Origin of the sequence: Clostridium sp. CM027 (assembly GCF_024730565.1) — a bacterium.
GTDB classification, from domain to species: Bacteria; Bacillota; Clostridia; order Clostridiales; family Clostridiaceae; genus Clostridium_AD; species Clostridium_AD estertheticum_B.
The window spans coordinates 138,984-155,651 of sequence record NZ_CP077725.1; the positions used below are offsets into that span (position 1 = coordinate 138,984).

At 30.6% G+C, this 16,668-nt stretch carries 18 protein-coding genes; 17 read left to right on the plus strand and 1 reads right to left on the minus strand.

What is annotated here, in order from left to right; translation table 11 throughout:
* Positions 1 to 146 precede the first annotated feature (146 nt).
* From KTC92_RS00680 to holA, 15 genes are all read left to right on the plus strand, one after another.
* Positions 147 to 479: a hypothetical protein gene (locus tag KTC92_RS00680; RefSeq protein ID WP_216301782.1), complete on the plus strand. Its 333-nt coding sequence runs from the start codon at positions 147 to 149 to the stop codon at positions 477 to 479.
* Positions 463 to 1,503: a V-type ATPase subunit gene (locus KTC92_RS00685; RefSeq protein WP_216301783.1), complete on the plus strand. Its 1,041-nt coding sequence runs from the start codon at positions 463 to 465 to the stop codon at positions 1,501 to 1,503. The genes KTC92_RS00680 and KTC92_RS00685 overlap by 17 nt, the downstream gene beginning before the upstream one ends.
* Before the next feature lie 38 nt (positions 1,504 to 1,541).
* Positions 1,542 to 3,509 (plus strand): V-type ATP synthase subunit I, encoded by a 1,968-nt coding sequence (locus KTC92_RS00690; protein WP_220285962.1) that lies wholly within the window; start codon positions 1,542 to 1,544, stop codon positions 3,507 to 3,509.
* 78 nt (positions 3,510 to 3,587) lie between these two features.
* The gene (locus KTC92_RS00695) at positions 3,588 to 4,013 is read left to right on the plus strand and encodes an ATP synthase subunit C (RefSeq protein WP_216301785.1); all 426 of its coding nucleotides are present in this window, start codon (positions 3,588 to 3,590) and stop codon (positions 4,011 to 4,013) included.
* Positions 4,014 to 4,032: 19 nt separating this feature from the next.
* On the plus strand, positions 4,033 to 4,341 hold the full coding sequence (locus tag KTC92_RS00700; RefSeq protein WP_216301786.1) for a V-type ATP synthase subunit F: 309 nt from the start codon (positions 4,033 to 4,035) through the stop codon (positions 4,339 to 4,341).
* 49 nt (positions 4,342 to 4,390) lie between these two features.
* On the plus strand, positions 4,391 to 5,002 hold the full coding sequence (locus KTC92_RS00705; RefSeq protein WP_216301787.1) for a V-type ATP synthase subunit E: 612 nt from the start codon (positions 4,391 to 4,393) through the stop codon (positions 5,000 to 5,002).
* A 16-nt stretch (positions 5,003 to 5,018) separates the two neighbouring features.
* The gene (locus tag KTC92_RS00710; RefSeq protein WP_216301788.1) at positions 5,019 to 6,776 is read left to right on the plus strand and encodes a V-type ATP synthase subunit A; all 1,758 of its coding nucleotides are present in this window, start codon (positions 5,019 to 5,021) and stop codon (positions 6,774 to 6,776) included.
* Between the two features lie 42 nt (positions 6,777 to 6,818).
* A complete protein-coding gene (locus KTC92_RS00715; RefSeq protein WP_165413718.1) occupies positions 6,819 to 8,201 on the plus strand; it encodes a V-type ATP synthase subunit B in 1,383 nt (460 codons plus the stop codon).
* 1 nt (position 8,202) lies between these two features.
* Positions 8,203 to 8,823 (plus strand): V-type ATP synthase subunit D, encoded by a 621-nt coding sequence (locus KTC92_RS00720; protein WP_165413719.1) that lies wholly within the window; start codon positions 8,203 to 8,205, stop codon positions 8,821 to 8,823.
* A gap of 254 nt (positions 8,824 to 9,077) precedes the next feature.
* The gene (locus KTC92_RS00725; protein ID WP_165413720.1) at positions 9,078 to 9,260 is read left to right on the plus strand and encodes a hypothetical protein; all 183 of its coding nucleotides are present in this window, start codon (positions 9,078 to 9,080) and stop codon (positions 9,258 to 9,260) included.
* Positions 9,261 to 9,448: 188 nt separating this feature from the next.
* Entirely contained in the window at positions 9,449 to 9,613 is a 165-nt protein-coding gene (locus KTC92_RS00730; RefSeq protein WP_165413721.1) for a zinc-ribbon domain-containing protein, read from the plus strand.
* Between the two features lie 153 nt (positions 9,614 to 9,766).
* Positions 9,767 to 10,312, plus strand: a complete 546-nt coding sequence (locus KTC92_RS00735; RefSeq protein WP_165413722.1) for an MORN repeat-containing protein — start codon at positions 9,767 to 9,769, stop codon at positions 10,310 to 10,312.
* Between the two features lie 199 nt (positions 10,313 to 10,511).
* Entirely contained in the window at positions 10,512 to 10,658 is a 147-nt protein-coding gene (locus KTC92_RS00740) for a hypothetical protein (protein ID WP_165413723.1), read from the plus strand.
* A 371-nt stretch (positions 10,659 to 11,029) separates the two neighbouring features.
* A complete protein-coding gene (locus tag KTC92_RS00745) occupies positions 11,030 to 12,760 on the plus strand; it encodes a ComEC/Rec2 family competence protein (protein WP_216301789.1) in 1,731 nt (576 codons plus the stop codon).
* Entirely contained in the window at positions 12,757 to 13,791 is a 1,035-nt protein-coding gene (gene holA / locus KTC92_RS00750; protein ID WP_220285961.1) for a DNA polymerase III subunit delta, read from the plus strand. The genes KTC92_RS00745 and holA overlap by 4 nt, the downstream gene beginning before the upstream one ends.
* A gap of 121 nt (positions 13,792 to 13,912) precedes the next feature.
* On the opposite strand, the gene rpsT is transcribed toward holA, so the two are convergent.
* A complete protein-coding gene (gene rpsT / locus KTC92_RS00755; RefSeq protein WP_165413726.1) occupies positions 13,913 to 14,185 on the minus strand; it encodes a 30S ribosomal protein S20 in 273 nt (90 codons plus the stop codon).
* Between the two features lie 250 nt (positions 14,186 to 14,435).
* On the opposite strand from rpsT, the gene gpr reads away from it, so the two are divergent.
* Both gpr and KTC92_RS00765 read left to right on the plus strand, forming a co-directional pair.
* Entirely contained in the window at positions 14,436 to 15,410 is a 975-nt protein-coding gene (gpr, locus tag KTC92_RS00760) for a GPR endopeptidase (RefSeq protein WP_216301791.1), read from the plus strand.
* 52 nt (positions 15,411 to 15,462) lie between these two features.
* Entirely contained in the window at positions 15,463 to 16,617 is a 1,155-nt protein-coding gene (locus KTC92_RS00765; RefSeq protein WP_220285960.1) for a stage II sporulation protein P, read from the plus strand.
* Positions 16,618 to 16,668 lie beyond the last annotated feature (51 nt).

Genomic DNA, 16,668 nt, shown 5'->3' on the forward strand with positions numbered 1-16,668 from the left:
CAGATCCCTTATCGAAGGCTTATATTATGCCCAAAATCGCTTTCGACATTATGCATTAAAGGTAATATAATGAGAATATAGTCAACATTCCAAATTATGAGAAAATATAAAAATAAGTATTATTTATAAATATTGGGGGTGATGTTTTGGAATTTATAACTAATAAAATAATGAGTATAGACAAAGATGCTGAAAGCTATAGGAAGGGCATTGATGAAATGTTAAAAGAAAAACAAGATGAATTTGAAAATATAATAAAGGATATGAAGGTTAGCTTTCAAGAAGAATCTAAAAACATTAAGAATACTATAAGTAATGAAAAGATGATGGAGGCGGAGTTTAAAGCTGAAATCATAAGAAAAGAAAAAGAAAAAGTATTAAAAAATATTAATAAAAAATATCAAAACAATAAATTAAAAATAGTAGATGAAGTATTTAACGCTATCATAGGGGTGGGAATATATGGGAAGTATTGTTAAGTTTAGTGCTATTAATTCTAAAGTAAAGGCAATGATGGGAAAGATGATAAGCGGAGATCAATATTTGAAATTACTAAAGTGTAAAGATTTTAAAAGTACTGTTAAAGTATTAAAAGAGGATACGAGCTATGGGGAGCTTTTAGGAGAATACAACTTAGAGAAAATACATAGGGGTAATTTAGAGATTATTTTAAATAGATACTATACAAGTATTTATAGCAAATTTATAAATTATTTTGATGGTGAATACAGGAAGCTTATAAAAGTTTTTTTTGTAAGATGGGAAATAGAAGATTTAAAAATAATTATTAGAGGCAAATATTTAGGCCTACGTTGCGACGAAATAGAAAACAAGCTAATTGCAAGAAGTTCTTTAAATACAATAAATTATGATTATTTATTAGCCTTAAAAAATACAGAAGAGGTAATAGATGGACTAAAAGGGAGCATATATTATAAAAGTCTAAAAAATTTAGCTAGGGGCATCAGTGAAAAAGGTTTGTTTAGAATTGAAACAGAACTTGATTTTGTTTATTTTATGTCTGTACGACGCGAACTCAAGCATTTGGACAATGAGAATAAAGAAGTGGTACACAGTATATTAGGATTGGAAGCAGATCTTTTAAATTTAGGATGGATATATAGAGGAAAGATTTTTTACAATATACCTTCTGAGGAGCTGTTTAACTACACCATATATAATGGGTATAAGCTTTCAAAGGAAAATATTAGAAAGCTTTGTTATATAAATAATATGGAAGAATTTTATAATATAATAGAAAAAACACCATATGCAAAGATATATGAAAAAGATGATTTTAATTCCATTGAAAAACGACAACGTGAATTTCAAAAAAAATATTTCAAAAAAAATCTTAGAGAGAATAAAACAAATATTAGCATGGCTATGAGTTATCTTGCGTTTTATAGGATTGAAATAAAAGATATTATATCTATAGTAGAACAAAAAAGATACGATATGGATATGAATGAAGGTATAAATTATGTTTCTGTCACATTATAAATGCTTATCTACCCCAGAAAAAAGCAGGAGGTGATTTTGTGTCTATAGAAAAAATGCATATGGTTAATTTAGTAGGTGAAATGTCCGATTTTGATAAATTAACTAAATTATTAGCACTAGAAGGCTGCATGCAGCCAGTAAGTGCTTTGCAAGAAATAAACTCGTCAGATTTTGTATTAAAAACTTCAGAGGGCAATATAGAGGCTTTAATGGATGTAAACTATATAAGACCTTACTTATATGATAAAGAATATAATATAAGTTTAAAACATGTTGAAAAGCTTGCAAAGGCTCAAAATACTGTTGATATAAGTTGCGAATATATTAAAGAGATGATTTTTGATTTTGATACCATAGAGAATAAGCTAGCGGAAGTATATGATAAATATATGGGTTTAAACAAAGAATTTGAGGATTTAAAACAAAAGGAGCAATACCTTAAAAACACATATGAGGCCTTAGGATTTTTAAATGATGTATCTATTCCTATGGAAGAGATTACTGATATGAAAAATTTCCAAATGGATTTATATAAAGTGCCAGAGCAAAACATGGTTAAACTAAAAGCCAATTATGAAAATATTCCATCAGTAATAGAAACTGTCTATAAGGAAAAAGATTTTGTTACATTTATAGCATTTACTCCAATGCTTTTGCTAACAGAAACGGAAAGAATTTTTAAATCGGCAAATTGCGAAAGAATTCTAGTGCCTAATCATTACATAGGCATTCCAAGGGACGTGGCGGTGGTTGTTCGTGCGGAAATATATCAAGTGCAAGAATCTACAACGAAAATTAAAATGGAACTTAGTGATTTTCTAAAGGAAAATTACAAAACTATAAAAAATATAGAAAATAGTTATGAATTGGAGCAAAAGTCTGGAGAAATTAAAAAGAGTGCGGCGTGCACAAATGAATTTTTTTATCTTTCTGGTTGGATACCTAAAAGTTTTATGGAGAGCATTGATAAGTTACTTTTGAGTTTTGATGATAGAATATTGATTATTAAAAAAGAGCCTAATGAGAGAACTAATAAAGCTATAACTCCACCAACAATGCTTATAAACAACAAATTGTTTAAACCATTTGAGAGTTTGCTTTTCATGTATGGTGTTCCTAGCTATGATGAAATCGATCCTACTAGGTTTTTGGCAATAACTTATACTCTAATGTTTGGTGCTATGTTTGGTGATGCAGGACAAGGATTAGTATTGCTTTTAGCAGGAGTTATGCTGAAAAGTAAGTCAGGTAGAAGTAATATAGGCGGGATTTTTGAAACCCTGGGGGTAAGTTCTATAATATTTGGATTTCTATATGGGAGTGTATTTGGTTCTGAAAGAGTAATTAATGCATTGCTAATTAGACCGATGGAAGATATTAACGATATGTTAATTGGAGCTATAATATTTGGATGTGGTTTCTTAATTTTAGGCTTTATATTAGGGATTACTAATAGTTTAAGAAGGAAAGATATAGAACGTGGACTTTTTGGAAAAGAAGGACTAGCAGGTTTTATGTTCTATATTGGAGCTTTAATACTAATAGTATCTATAATCTATAAAAAGCCATTATTACCGAAAGCTATTTGGATGATATATTTTCTTTTCTTTTTATTACTGATATTACTAAAGGAGCCGCTTGCGAATATTATTAAAGGTAAAAAAATATTATTTGAATCTGGAACTAAGGATTATTTTATAGAATCAGGTTTTGAGGTAATAGAAACATTGTTATCTATGTTTTCTAATACACTTTCATTCATAAGAGTAGGTGCATTTGCATTAAATCATGTGGGTTTGTTTGTTGCATTTTCTGCTATGGCTTCTATGACTAAGAGTGGATTTGCTTCAGTGCTAATATTAATAATTGGAAATGTAATAATTATATGCCTTGAAGGGTTAATCGTATTTATACAAGGGTTAAGACTTGAGTATTATGAATTATTCAGTAAGTATTATGAAGGGGCAGGGATTGCTTTTGAACCTGTGCAGATTGAAATTAAGTAACATATATATAAATATGTATTCTGTGTGAAAAGTTAATGGAAGTTAATGCACTAGATATTAGAAGGAGGAATAAGAATTATGACTATTTTATTAATGTTAACATTTTGTGTTGTTATAGTTACTATTACGTATGGAGTCGTTTCTCAAAGTAAAATAGATGTTTTGGGGAGGAAAAAGGTAAAAAAAGCGCTAAAAATAAATTTAGGTGTATTTATACCAGTTATGATGGGAGCTTTGATCGTGAATATTCCAAGCGTAGCACGCGCAGCGGGAACAGTTGCAGTGAACCCGGCTGCTGGACTTGGGTATTTAGCAGCTGGGCTTTCCACAGGACTTGCAACTATTGGCGCAGGCTATGCTGTAGGGGCAGTTGGTTCTTCAGCATTAGGTGCGGTATCAGAAGATCCTAAGATACTAGGAAAAACGCTTATCTTTGTTGGCCTTGGAGAAGGTATTGCTATATACGGACTTATTATATCAATAATGATACTTTCGAAATTATAATTTTTTAGGAGAGAGGATTATGACAAGTTATTTAATAAGTGATAATGTGGATACTTTTGTAGGGATGAAAATGGCAGGAATAGAAGGCATTGTTCTTCATGAAAAAGAAAAAATATTAGAAAAAATAAAAGAATTAAAAAAAAATCAGGGAATAGGAATAATAATAATAACAGAGAAAATTGCTCTTTTAATACCAGACGAGGTAAGCGTCATAAAATTATCAAGAGAAAGACCCCTTTTGGTGGAAATTCCAGATAGGCACGGCTGGAATCGTGGTAGTGACTCTATATTAAGATACGTTAAAGAGGCTATAGGGATTAAGATATAATAATTATACAAGTATAATAGGAGCATAAGAATTCGCAGGAGGGTTAGTTATGACCACAATTGAAGATAAGATAAATTTATTTTCTAAGATAATATATGACAAGGTAAATAAAGAAAAAGAAGAAAAATTAGAAACATTCAGTTTTGAGGCTGAAAAAAAAATCAATATAGAAAAAGAAAAGATAGAAGAGCTTAGACGGAGCATCCAAAGGGAAGTTACAAAAAAAACTAATATTAAAGCAAATGGAATAGTAGCAAAAGAAAGGCTTAATAAACAAAGAGAAGTGTTGTTCCTTAAGGATAAGTTGATTAGTGATGCTCTAGAAAATGTTCGGGTAAAGCTTGTACAATTTGTTAGTTGTGAGGAATATAAACCGTATTTCATAAGTAACCTTAAAAAGACTTTAAATGCGATGGATAAAGGAAACTACTATATTATAGTACTAAAAAGGGATTACGAAAAATTTCAAAGTGAAATTGGACTTATACTAAAGGAGTATTGTGATCATAATTTTGAAGTGAAAATTTCAGAAGAAGACTTTATAGGTGGACATATACTAAAAGATTTTGAAGGAACATTTATTATAAATAATAGTATATATGCTGCATTACAAGATAGTAAAGAAACAATTGGTGTTAGAGTTATGGAAATGCTGGCCTAAAAAGGGGAGGAATAACATGGTAGGAAACATAATCGGAGTAAATGGTCCAGTTATAAAAGCTGAACACATGAAGGGCTTCAAAATGAGAGAAATGGTTATGGTAGGCGCGAGGAAGCTTATAGGTGAAATAATAATAATAGAAGAAGACTTTGCAACTATTCAGGTTTATGAAGAAACTAGCGGTCTTAAGATAGGTGAACCTGTAATTTCTACTGGGAGTCCTCTTTCTCTTAAATTAGGGCCAGGAATACTCGGAAATATATTTGATGGAATTGAGAGGCCACTAGAAAAGATAAATGAAATGTCTTATGGATTTTTACCAGAGGGTATAGGGCTCATTTCTCTTGATGAAGAAAAACTTTGGGATGTAGACATTATCGTAAAGCTTGGAGATGAATTAAAAGAAGGACAAATATACGCAAACGTTCAAGAAACTGCATCCATTATGCATAAGATAATGGTTCCTCCAGGGGTTTTTGGAACTGTAACCTGGGCATGCGAAAATGGAAAATACAATATAGAAACCACAGTAGCAAAATTAAAGCAAGGCGCGGAAAATTATGAACTTAAACTTTATCAATATTGGCCTTGCAGAACGCCAAGACCGGTAAAAGATAAAAAAACTATTTTTAAACCACTTATCACGGGCCAAAGAATAATAGATATATTCTTCCCTTTGGCTAAAGGAGGAACTTGCGCTATCCCTGGGGGGTTCGGTACTGGAAAGACTATAACCCAACATCAGCTTGCAAAGTGGTCTGATGCAGATATTATAGTGTACATTGGTTGCGGAGAAAGAGGAAATGAAATGACAGAAGTTCTAGAAGAGTTCCCGAAACTTATAGATCCTAGAACGGATTTACCACTTATGAATAGGACTGTGCTTATAGCTAATACATCAAACATGCCCGTAGCTGCAAGAGAAGCAAGTATTTATACAGGAATAACTATAGCGGAATATTTTAGGGATATGGGATATCACGTTGCTATAATGGCGGATTCTACTTCGAGATGGGCAGAAGCCTTACGTGAAATCTCTGGAAGACTTGAAGAGATGCCTGCTGAGGAAGGTTATCCAGCCTATCTCCCATCAAGAATTGCAGAGTTTTATGAAAGAGCGGGTTATGTAGAAAACTTAAATAATACAGAGGGTTCTGTTACTGTAATTGGGGCAGTGTCGCCTGCGGGAGGAGATTTCTCAGAACCTGTTACTCAAAATACTAAAAGATTCGTTTCTGTTTTTTTAGGACTTGATAAAAAATTAGCTTATGCAAGGCACTATCCAGCAATAAACTGGTTAGCTAGTTATAGTGGCTATTTATCACTTTTAAAGGAGTGGTATGAGGAAAACGTGGCGGGAGACGTAATGGACTTAAGAGCAAAGATGCTTAAACTTTTATATGAAGAAAATAAGCTTCTGGAGATAGTTAAATTGGTAGGTGAAGATGTGCTGCCGGACGCGCAAAGGTTGATTATAGAGGTTTCGAAATGCCTTAAAATATCATTTTTGCAACAAAATGCCTATAATACTGTAGATACTTATGCACCTTTAAACAAACAATATAAAATGCTTAAAGTTATAGAATCGTTTTATGATAATGCAAGCAGGGCTGTGAAATTTGGAATACCAATTTCTGTTATAATAAACAAAGAATTAATGGAAAAGCTTTATAAAATGAAATACAATGTACCCAATGATGAGCTTTCGATAATAGATGATTTAGAAAGTGAATTAGTGAATTATTTTGATGGAATTATAGAAAAATATAGATAATGATTATTATCTACATTATAGAGACCAGCAGGGAGGTCCAATATGAAAAAAGAATATTTAATGTTAAATAAAATTCAAGGGCCTTTAATTATACTTTCCAGTGTTGAAGATGTAGCATATGATGAAATTGTTGATATAGTGGTGGATGGAAAGTATAACAAAAAAGGGAAGGTTGTTCAAATTTATAAAGACAAGGCTATAATACAAGTTTTTGAAACCACAACTGGTATGTCTGTCAACAATACATCAGTTCATTTCAGAGGGGAATCTTTTAAAATAGCTCTTACAAAGGATATATTGGGAAGAGAATTTAACGGGATAGGCGATCCAAGAGATAATGGTGGCGAAGTTTATTCTTCAAAAAAATACGATATAAATGGAAGGCCTATGAATCCTGTAGCTAGAAAATACCCTAGAAACTATATACAAACAGGAATATCATCTATAGACTGTCTTGCTACATTAATAAGAGGGCAAAAGCTTCCTATATTTTCTGGAAATGGTATGGCGCATAATGAACTGGCAGCACAAATTGTAAGGCAAGCAAAAATTTCTGATGAGGTTGATGAAAAATTTTGTATAGTATTTGGAGCTATGGGCATAAAGTATGATGATTCTAACTTCTTTAAGAAAAGTTTTGAAGAAGCGGGTGTGCTTGAAAAGGTGGTTATGTTTACAAATCTAGCAGACGATCCTATTGTTGAGAGAATAATAACTCCAAGATGTGCATTGACTGCTGCAGAATACTTAGCATTTGAAGAGGACATGCATGTACTTGTAATACTTACAGATATGACTAATTATTGTGAAGCGTTAAGAGAACTTTCTTCCTTAAAAGAAGAAGTTCCAAGTAGAAAAGGTTATCCAGGATATTTATATTCGGATCTAGCGTCACTGTATGAGAGGGCTGGAATGATGAAAGGGAGAAAGGGTAGTATAACACAAATACCTATATTAACTATGCCTAATGATGACATAACGCATCCAGTACCAGATCTTACAGGGTTCATAACCGAAGGGCAAATTGTTTTAAGTCGCGGAATAGAGCAAAGAGGCTTTTATCCGCCAGTAAACATCCTTCCTTCCCTGTCGAGACTTATGAAAGATGGCATTGGCGAAGGCTTTACAAGGGAAGATCATGGAGATGTATCAAATCAAATATTTGCAGCCTACTCTAGGGTTCAGGATGTAATAGCACTAGCTCAAGTTATAGGAGAAGATGAGCTTTCAGAAATAGATAAGATATATATGGATTTTGGTAGAGCATTTGAAGAAAAGTTTTTAAAACAGGAGTATGATGAAAATAGAGATATGACAGAAACTTTAGATTTAGCTTGGGAAGTTCTTAGCATATTGCCGAGTAATGAGTTGGATAGGGTTTCACCTAAGATTTTAGAAAAATATTATAAAATAGTGGTGGAGTAATATGGAAACATTTGCACCAACTAAATCTACATTAATGGCTGCTAAAAATTCCTTGGACTTTTCTGAAAAAGGCTTTGAACTATTAGATAAAAAGAGAAATGTACTTATAAGAGAAATGATGTCTTATGTATCTAAGGCGCGCGAACTTCAAGATGAGGTAAATATAACTTTTTCAAAGGCATATAAAGCGCTAGAATCTGCAAATATAAATTCAGGAATAATAGAAATAGAAGACGTAGCTATGACCATAGGCGAAGCTAAAGACTATAAAATTTTATTTAAAAGTGTTATGGGTGTAGAAGTTCCTAAAATTATTTTTGAAAGAAAAGAAATAGAACCAAAGTATGGATTTTATAGAAGCAGTGCGGCTATTGATGAGTCTATGAAAGAGTTTAATAACGTGAAATATTTAACCTATGAGCTGGCAGAAGTAGAAAATGCTGTCTACAGATTAGCCATGGAAATAAAAAAAACTCAAAAGAGAGCAAATGCACTTCAAAATATACAAATCCCTAAATTTAAGGAAATGGTCAAATTTGTTACAGAAGTTTTAGAAGAAAAAGAAAGAGAAGACTTTTTTAGACTTAAAGTAGTAAAAAAGAAACATAGAAAGGAGGATTAGATAATCTTCTGCGAAGGTGAATGTCGTTAGAAGTTGAATAATAATATTAATAAAAGAATATTCAAATTATTCAAAATGTGTTATAATGACATTAGAATAGGAGGATAAAAAAGAAAAATTATAACTAGATTTAAATTTTACGAACAAATGTTAATGTTAAGGAAGTTTTAAAAAAATTACTGTTTAGTTTCAAATAATATATGTGAAATATATAATTATGAACAAAATTTTAAATAAATAATAAGAGGTGGAGTATGGAAGAATATAGGGGTTACGTAATAGAAGTTGTAGAAAACAATGAGAAAGAATATCCATATAAAGCAATAGCAATAAAAGAAGAGCAGGAAATAAAACATAAGGGGCATAGTAAACTGCAAGCTATCGATTTTGTTAAGGGAACAATTAATTTAACAATAGCTCGAAATGCTAGTCAATAAATATTTAGTATTTTAAAAAGTGTTAAAAAAACATTGCATATTAACAAAATATATGTTATTCTTAATGAGTTGGGATTGCAAAATCAACAACAACAAGATATTTGATATGATTAAAACATTACCTTTTTAGGCATATAAAGTAAATCAGATCTTAAATCTTAATATAATTAAAAAGGAGAAATGTTTAAATGGCTGATAAGACTATAGTATGTAAAGATTGTTCACAAGAATTCGTATTCACTGAGGGTGAACAGGAATTTTATAAAGAAAAAGGATTCGAAAATGAACCACAAAGATGTCCTGATTGTAGAAGAGCTAAAAAACAACAAAACAATAGAGGATTTCAAAGATAATATTATCTAAGAAAAATTACCTATAGGAATTAATTCCTATAGGTTTTGTTTTGTAGAAAATTATTGCATAATTTTAAAAAGAATATGGTATAGTATATAGAAGATAATGCATATGCATTATTATAAGTACATAAGTAAAGGAGCGATTTGAATATGAAAAACATAAAATTAAGTAAAGCTAATTTAAATAAAATTAGAATAAATAATGTTATAATTGCAAAAACACAACATATTCATGGGGGAACCTATGAAGGAGGAAGAGTTGATGGTAAGAAACATGGCGAGGGCACTTTTAGTTATAGCGATGGAAGTAAATATGTAGGCCTTTGGAAAAATGATCAAATGCATGGCCAAGGTACACTGGCTTTTTCAGGTGGAGAAAAATATATAGGAGAGTGGAGTAATGATGAAAAACATGGATATGGAATATATACATGGCCTGATGGTGAAAAATACATAGGATTTTGGGAAAATGGTGAAAAATGTGGTCAAGGTATTTGTACATGGCCAGATGGAGACACATATGTAGGTGACTTAAAGAATGGACTTAGGCATGGAGAAGGAATTCATACTTGGGCCCAGGGAGAAAAATATATTGGGCAGTGGCAAAATGATGAAAGAGAAGGGCAAGGAATGTATATTTATTCAGATGGAGAAATTCAAATTGGAGAGTCTAAAAATAACAAATTAATAAGGTGAAGTAATTGTTGAAATAACAGATGAAAAATTCTGTTATTTTTTTATCGTTAATGACATTTCAGCTTCGAAGATGATTTAAGTGGAACCTTTTTGTAGTAAGCATAATATTATATAACAACAAAAGAAGCATTAATGGCAGAAACTTAGGAAAAATGATTTTAAACAAAAATATTTGCCTTCGGAGAGGGGGGGAATATATATGTGTTGTTGGTGGATAATATTATTATTACTAGCTGATGATTGTGGCAGGAATGATTGTGACAGAGATGATTGTTGTTGCAATACTGTTGTAATAAATTGCAATAAGAGACATCATAGAAGAAACCGTAATAGATGCGATTTCTAAAATTGTTATAAGGGTTTTGAATGTTAGTATAAAAAAACTAAATTAAGCATTTAAAATTAAGGAGACTTTAGATATTTATTCTAAAGTCTTCTATTTACTATTAAAAAGTATATTTATACTATACTAATCTATTCAAATAAATAAGAACAAGCTGATTAGTATGAATATTTATTGGACAAAATAAAGGTTGTGGAGGTGTGAAAATGCTTGAAAGTATATTTTTAATAATGCTTACATTATAAGGAAACAAAAAAATATGGAACAAATTTATATGTTCTTTTTAATAGATAAATTTTCAAGTAGAATAGTTTATTATGGTTAGACCTTTAGTGTATTATGCAATAACAATATTGATGGGATGCCTTACTTGTTTGATTTTAATAAATAATCCTATTTTAGGTGCAGTTATAGCTGCATCCTTTTTAGCTATAATGTTTTTTACTATAGATAAAAAGTTTTTTTATATAGTAGTTTGCTTTTTTATTATTGGAACTATAAATTATTATTCTTATTTTAATACTAATCTGCCAAGTAAGCAAAAGTTAAAAGTGAGGATTTCAGAAAAAAGTACATATTATTGCACTGCGAAATATGATAATAAAAAAATTGTTTTGGAAGGCGATATCTTTGAGTTAACGCAGGGAAGAAGTTTTTGGATAAATGGTAATTTTCGAAAATTGGCAGTGTATGAAAGAGGCATCGTTGGAACATATACAGTTAAAAATTATAAGATTTGTAATGAAGATTTAATATCGAAAATTGAAAGTTTTAGAAGAGGCTTATATGAAAAATTTTCAGAAGTATTAGGAAAAGAAAAATCTGCTTTAGTTATGGCAGTATGTTTTGGAGACAGTGGATACATAGAAAAAACGCAAAAAGAAGATTTTAAAAAATTAGGTATCAGTCATGTTATAAGTGTATCAGGACTACACATGTCAATAGTATATAAAGCTTTAGAAATTATTATGGGTTATAAAATAGCTTTATTATTTTCTTTTGGATATATGATATTTACGGGAGGTCAAGCCTCTACAATAAGAGCATTTATAATGATTTTTATATTGAAAATATCAAGTATGGTTTATAAAAAATATGATAGCTTATCTTCTCTTAGCCTAGCGGCAATTATACTATTAATAATTAGACCTTTTTATATTCTTGATATAGGCTTTATGCTCTCATTCCTTTGTGTTCTGGGAATTATAGTATATAATAAGAAAATGAAAAAGGTGCTATACAAATTACCATCTGCTTTAAACGAATCTTTTAGTTTAAGTCTAAGTTCCCAAATATTTTCTATGCCTTATGCAATTGGAGCCCTTAAAACTTTTAGTTTAGGATTCCTTTTTAGTAACTTATTGTTATTGCCATTCTATACGATAGTTGTGGTGCTGGGGAATATGGGTTTAGTACTTAGCCCAATTTATCAATTGTTCAATTTAGTAAACTACGGACTATATACTGTTTTAATGATTATAGAATTTATTCAAAAAATGCTAGGTATATTATTACCAGAAATAATATACTTCTCTTATTTAGAGAGTTTAGTTGTATTTGGACTATATCTGTGCTATGTTGGAATTAAAAAAGGTTATGGGCAATTTAAGTATGTTCCAATTTGCATTGTTTTTATTTTTGCTTTTCAAAATTATAAGGTTTTTCCCGAGATTAGCTATATAAATATAAATAAGAATGATATAGTTTTATTACAATATAAAAAAACTACAATTGCGGTGACCACAGGCAATATTAATGTGAAGGATTTAAAAGTGCCTGTGAAGGTAGATAAAGTTTTTAAGGGTTACACGGGAGATTCAACTATCAGACTTTCACAGAGATATGCAATTAGGCTAATTAGTAATGGTAATAAATTAGAAGCACAAGTGTGTTTTGTGAAAAACACAAATGTAGAACCCGATAGGGCGGTATTTAATGATAGTGCATTATCTAATAATATCGGTGAAGAAATTATACCATTTAAATGTATTGTAAAGCTAAAAAAGGATGAAACATACACATTACCAGGTACAATAATAAATAAATATGTAATTATAGGAAACAGAACATTAAAATTTTCACAGGGGTTGGAGGAAATATTTTGATTAACTTTACAGAGCTTGAGAAAAAAATCAAGAAACATGAACTAGATAATTGTTATATATTTTGCGGATCGGATGAAAAACTAATAAAAAATCATGTTGAATTTATAACCGATAATGTATTAAGTAAGGATTTCATGGATTTGAATTACTCGAAATTTGATGGTAGCAAAATTGATTTTGAGACAATTATAGATGCTTGTGAAACCATGCCGTTTATGAGTGATAAAAAGGTTGTGGTTGTATACAGGGCTTCATTTTTAGATGATAGTGGTGGAAGTAAAAATTCGGGAGATATAAAAAGCAAAAATTTCGCTATGCTAGGCGAATATTTGAAAAATCCTTCACCACATTGCATTTTAGTCATATATTATGTGTTTTTAAGTGACAGAGAAAAACCAAGCAATAAAATAAAAAAACTAGATAAAAAATCATGTGTCATAAAAGTTGATAAATTAAGGGGGGAATCGCTTCAAAAAAAGTGCAAGAATTTATTTGAAAACGCTGGAACGAAAATTGGGAGATCAGAACTTACTTTATTCTGTAGCCAGGTAGACAATAACATGGATATAATATTAAATGAAATAGAGAAATTAGTTTCATTTACGCAGGGAAGAGAAATTACTAAAGAAGATATTTTGGAGATGATGCCTCAAAAGAGTGAAAATGATATTTTTAATTTAGTTGATTATTTGTCTCAGAAAAATATTAAGAAAGCTCTAGACGTTTTAAATGAACTTATATACAAAGGAGAGAAGATACCACTTATCTTATTTATGCTAGGACGACAATTCAATCTTTTATTTAATCTTAAATTAGGCATTGATAGCGGGAAAACAAAAGAAATTTTGGCGAGCGAATTAAAGCTTCATCCGTATATTTGTGAAAAAATGATCTCGCAGAGTATGAAGTTTACAATAAAGGCACTAAAGAGAAATATTGAACTATGTGTCGATACAGAAAAAATCTTAAAAAGTGCGTCTACTGATGATAAGCTTAATATTGAAGTTTTTATGATAAAAACTGTTATGTAACATTATAGCTTCGTAGATGACGATTTAATATCATTTCTAAGCGTGTCTACTTTTGAGTTGTTATTACTTTAAATATCTTATACAAAAAAACAAAAAACCGGTGTAAATCACCGGTTTTTTATTATGCTGTTAAACTTAAAGCGTTTAACTTAGCTGCTAGTCTAGATTTTCTTCTTGCCGCTTTGTTTATGTGAAGTATTCCTTTTGTTACAGCCATATCTAAAGCTTTAACCACGCTTGCATATGTAACTTTAGCTTCTTCAACATTGCCAGTAACGACAGCTGTCTCAAATTTCTTTACCTTAGTTTTTAAAGCAGATTTAATCATTGTGTTTCTTTGTGTTTTAACTGCAGTAACTCTAATTCTTTTTTTTGCTGATTGAATATTTGCCATTTAATTTCACCACCCTCGTATTTAATAACATGTCAGCAGTCTTGGGTAAAACTGCGTACGAATCTTTTTAATTATTCAACTGATATTATAGCATTAAAATTTAATCACTTCAAGTGTAATTTAATCTATATATATAATTTTTAATATAAGGCGCATTTTAAATAAGTGAAAAGCCTAAAAAAAAATTTTGAAGGGATAGGAAAGGGCTATTAGGAAAAGCTAATATTAAAAATATAGTTGAGGTGAAATTATGATAAGTGTAAGAACGGATTTAGCTGTTGAAGCTAAAGAAATATACAAAGCAGAAAACAATGGTGAGATGCCAGGTGTTGATGTAGAAGAGTATAGCAAGGGCGATATTAAAATTACTAATGTAAAAATAGTAAGTGATATTGGCGAAGAAATGATGGGAAAACCAAAAGGTACATATATAACTATTGATATTCCTGAATTTGTTCACTATGATGGTGATGCTATGGACAGAGTAAGCGTTGTAATGGGAGAGGTGCTCGCTCCGCTAATAAAATTAGAGGATAGTATGACAGCGCTCGTGGTTGGACTCGGTAATTGGAACGTTACTCCTGATGCTGTAGGACCAAAAGTTATTTCAAAAATAATGGTGACTAGGCATTTAAAACAATTAGTACCCGACTCTATAGATGAAGGTATAAGGCCAGTATGTGCCATATCCCCTGGAGTACTAGGAATAACTGGTATGGAAACTGGTGAAATAATCCGCGGCATAGTGGAGAAAATCAAACCTAATTTAGTTATTTGCATTGATGCATTGGCTTCTAGAAAAATGGATAGGGTCAACAGAACTATACAAATAGGGACTACTGGAATTTCTCCAGGAGCTGGAATTGGGAATCGGAGGATGGAAATAAGTGAAAAAACCTTAGGCGTGCCAGTTATTGCTATTGGGATTCCAACAGTAGTTGATGCGGCAACACTAGCGAATGATACCATTGATTTAGTACTTGATGAAATGATTAAATCCGCAAATGAAGGCAAAGAATTTTACAATATGCTTAAGTCAATTGATAAGGTAGAAAAACAAAAGATGATTGCTGAAATATTAAATCCATATGTTGGTAACCTTGTAGTTACACCAAAAGAAATTGATATGGTTATAAATTCAGTTTCTAAAATTATTGCAAATGGTATTAATATAGCGCTACAACCAGCATTAGACTTAGAGGACATAAATAAGTATTTGAACTAGTAATAACTTCATATATTCCCTCATATATATTGTATAAGCGGGGGGGATAAAGATGAGTTACAAAGGTATAGAAATTAAAGGTAAATATAAGAATATGCTAAGTAAAAAAACGAATTTTTCAAAATATGCTATTAAAAAAAATAGTAATGTTAGAATATTTTTTTGTGTTTTCATATTACTCATTATTTTTTTATTAAGCCTGATTTTACCTAAAAGTGCCAAGGCGGATAATGAAGGGAAATATAGAAATTACTTTTATGTTAATGTTATTAATAATACATTAGCAGTAATTAAGTCCTCAAACACAGAGCAGCAGTATACTAACAGTGAAAATAGCGTGAAACTTTCAGCATTATCATTGTTAGGAGTAGATATCTTAAATCCTATATCTATAATAGTGAAAGAAGTTGCATTTTTGGATAATAATGACGCTAGCTCTGATGTAAGCAATTCAAAATTTAGTCCTAATCCCTTTAAATTAGAAGATAAACAGGTAAGTAAGTCGGAAGCGGAAGCTAAAGATAAAGATTCTAATCTGGTAGCACCCCTTGATAATCCTGCTTTGAAAAAAGCTTTAAATAATGCAAAGCCTAGAGTGCTAATATATCATTCGCATACCTGTGAAGCTTATCGCACATCAGATAATGATAAATCTACTATTGAAAATAGTATAGATCAAACAAGAAATGTTTGCACTGTAGGAGATGTAATTAAAGATGAACTAGAAAAAAAATATGGAATTGCAGTTATACATGATAAAACTGTGCATGATAAAGGAGATTATAATAGTGCCTACAAAAAATCTGGAGTTACTTTAGACAGGTATTTAAAGGAATATGAAAAATTCGATTTAATTATAGATTTACATAGAGATAGTGTGCAGAATAAGAATGCAGTAACTACTAAAATAAATGGGCAAAATGTAGCTAAATTTATGTTCGTAGTGACAGATAAAAACCCTAGATACGCAAAACAAAAGAAATTAATAAATTCCATGATAGGAATATCAAATAAATTATACCCAAATCTTATAAAAGGTGACCCAATTTTTGCTTATCATTATGGAATTGGTTTTTATAGTCAAAATAAAAGTGATAATGCGTTGCTTATTGAAGTAGGCGCAGATCGGAATACTGTTTCTGAAGTAAAAAATACTGGTAAGTATTTATCAAGAATAATGGCAGAACAATTAAATGGGAAAAAATGAATAATTTATTTTAAAAAGTGCATCCTTACTAAGGAGAAGATAATAATTAAT

Excerpts from the sequence above, each read along its gene's own strand:
- KTC92_RS00685 (WP_216301783.1), top strand. The coding sequence starts at position 463 with ATGGGAAGTATTGTTAAGTTTAGTGCTATTAATTCTAAAGTAAAGGCA.
- KTC92_RS00695 (WP_216301785.1), top strand. The coding sequence starts at position 3,588 with ATGACTATTTTATTAATGTTAACATTTTGTGTTGTTATAGTTACTATT.
- KTC92_RS00700 (WP_216301786.1), top strand. The coding sequence starts at position 4,033 with ATGACAAGTTATTTAATAAGTGATAATGTGGATACTTTTGTAGGGATG.
- KTC92_RS00705 (WP_216301787.1), top strand. The coding sequence starts at position 4,391 with ATGACCACAATTGAAGATAAGATAAATTTATTTTCTAAGATAATATAT.
- KTC92_RS00710 (WP_216301788.1), top strand. The coding sequence starts at position 5,019 with ATGGTAGGAAACATAATCGGAGTAAATGGTCCAGTTATAAAAGCTGAA.
- KTC92_RS00715 (WP_165413718.1), top strand. The coding sequence starts at position 6,819 with ATGAAAAAAGAATATTTAATGTTAAATAAAATTCAAGGGCCTTTAATT.
- KTC92_RS00720 (WP_165413719.1), top strand. The coding sequence starts at position 8,203 with ATGGAAACATTTGCACCAACTAAATCTACATTAATGGCTGCTAAAAAT.
- KTC92_RS00725 (WP_165413720.1), top strand. The coding sequence starts at position 9,078 with ATGGAAGAATATAGGGGTTACGTAATAGAAGTTGTAGAAAACAATGAG.
- KTC92_RS00730 (WP_165413721.1), top strand. The coding sequence starts at position 9,449 with ATGGCTGATAAGACTATAGTATGTAAAGATTGTTCACAAGAATTCGTA.
- KTC92_RS00735 (WP_165413722.1), top strand. The coding sequence starts at position 9,767 with ATGAAAAACATAAAATTAAGTAAAGCTAATTTAAATAAAATTAGAATA.
- KTC92_RS00740 (WP_165413723.1), top strand. The coding sequence starts at position 10,512 with ATGTGTTGTTGGTGGATAATATTATTATTACTAGCTGATGATTGTGGC.
- rpsT (WP_165413726.1), bottom strand. The coding sequence starts at position 14,185 with ATGGCAAATATTCAATCAGCAAAAAAAAGAATTAGAGTTACTGCAGTT.
- gpr (WP_216301791.1), top strand. The coding sequence starts at position 14,436 with ATGATAAGTGTAAGAACGGATTTAGCTGTTGAAGCTAAAGAAATATAC.
- KTC92_RS00765 (WP_220285960.1), top strand. The coding sequence starts at position 15,463 with ATGAGTTACAAAGGTATAGAAATTAAAGGTAAATATAAGAATATGCTA.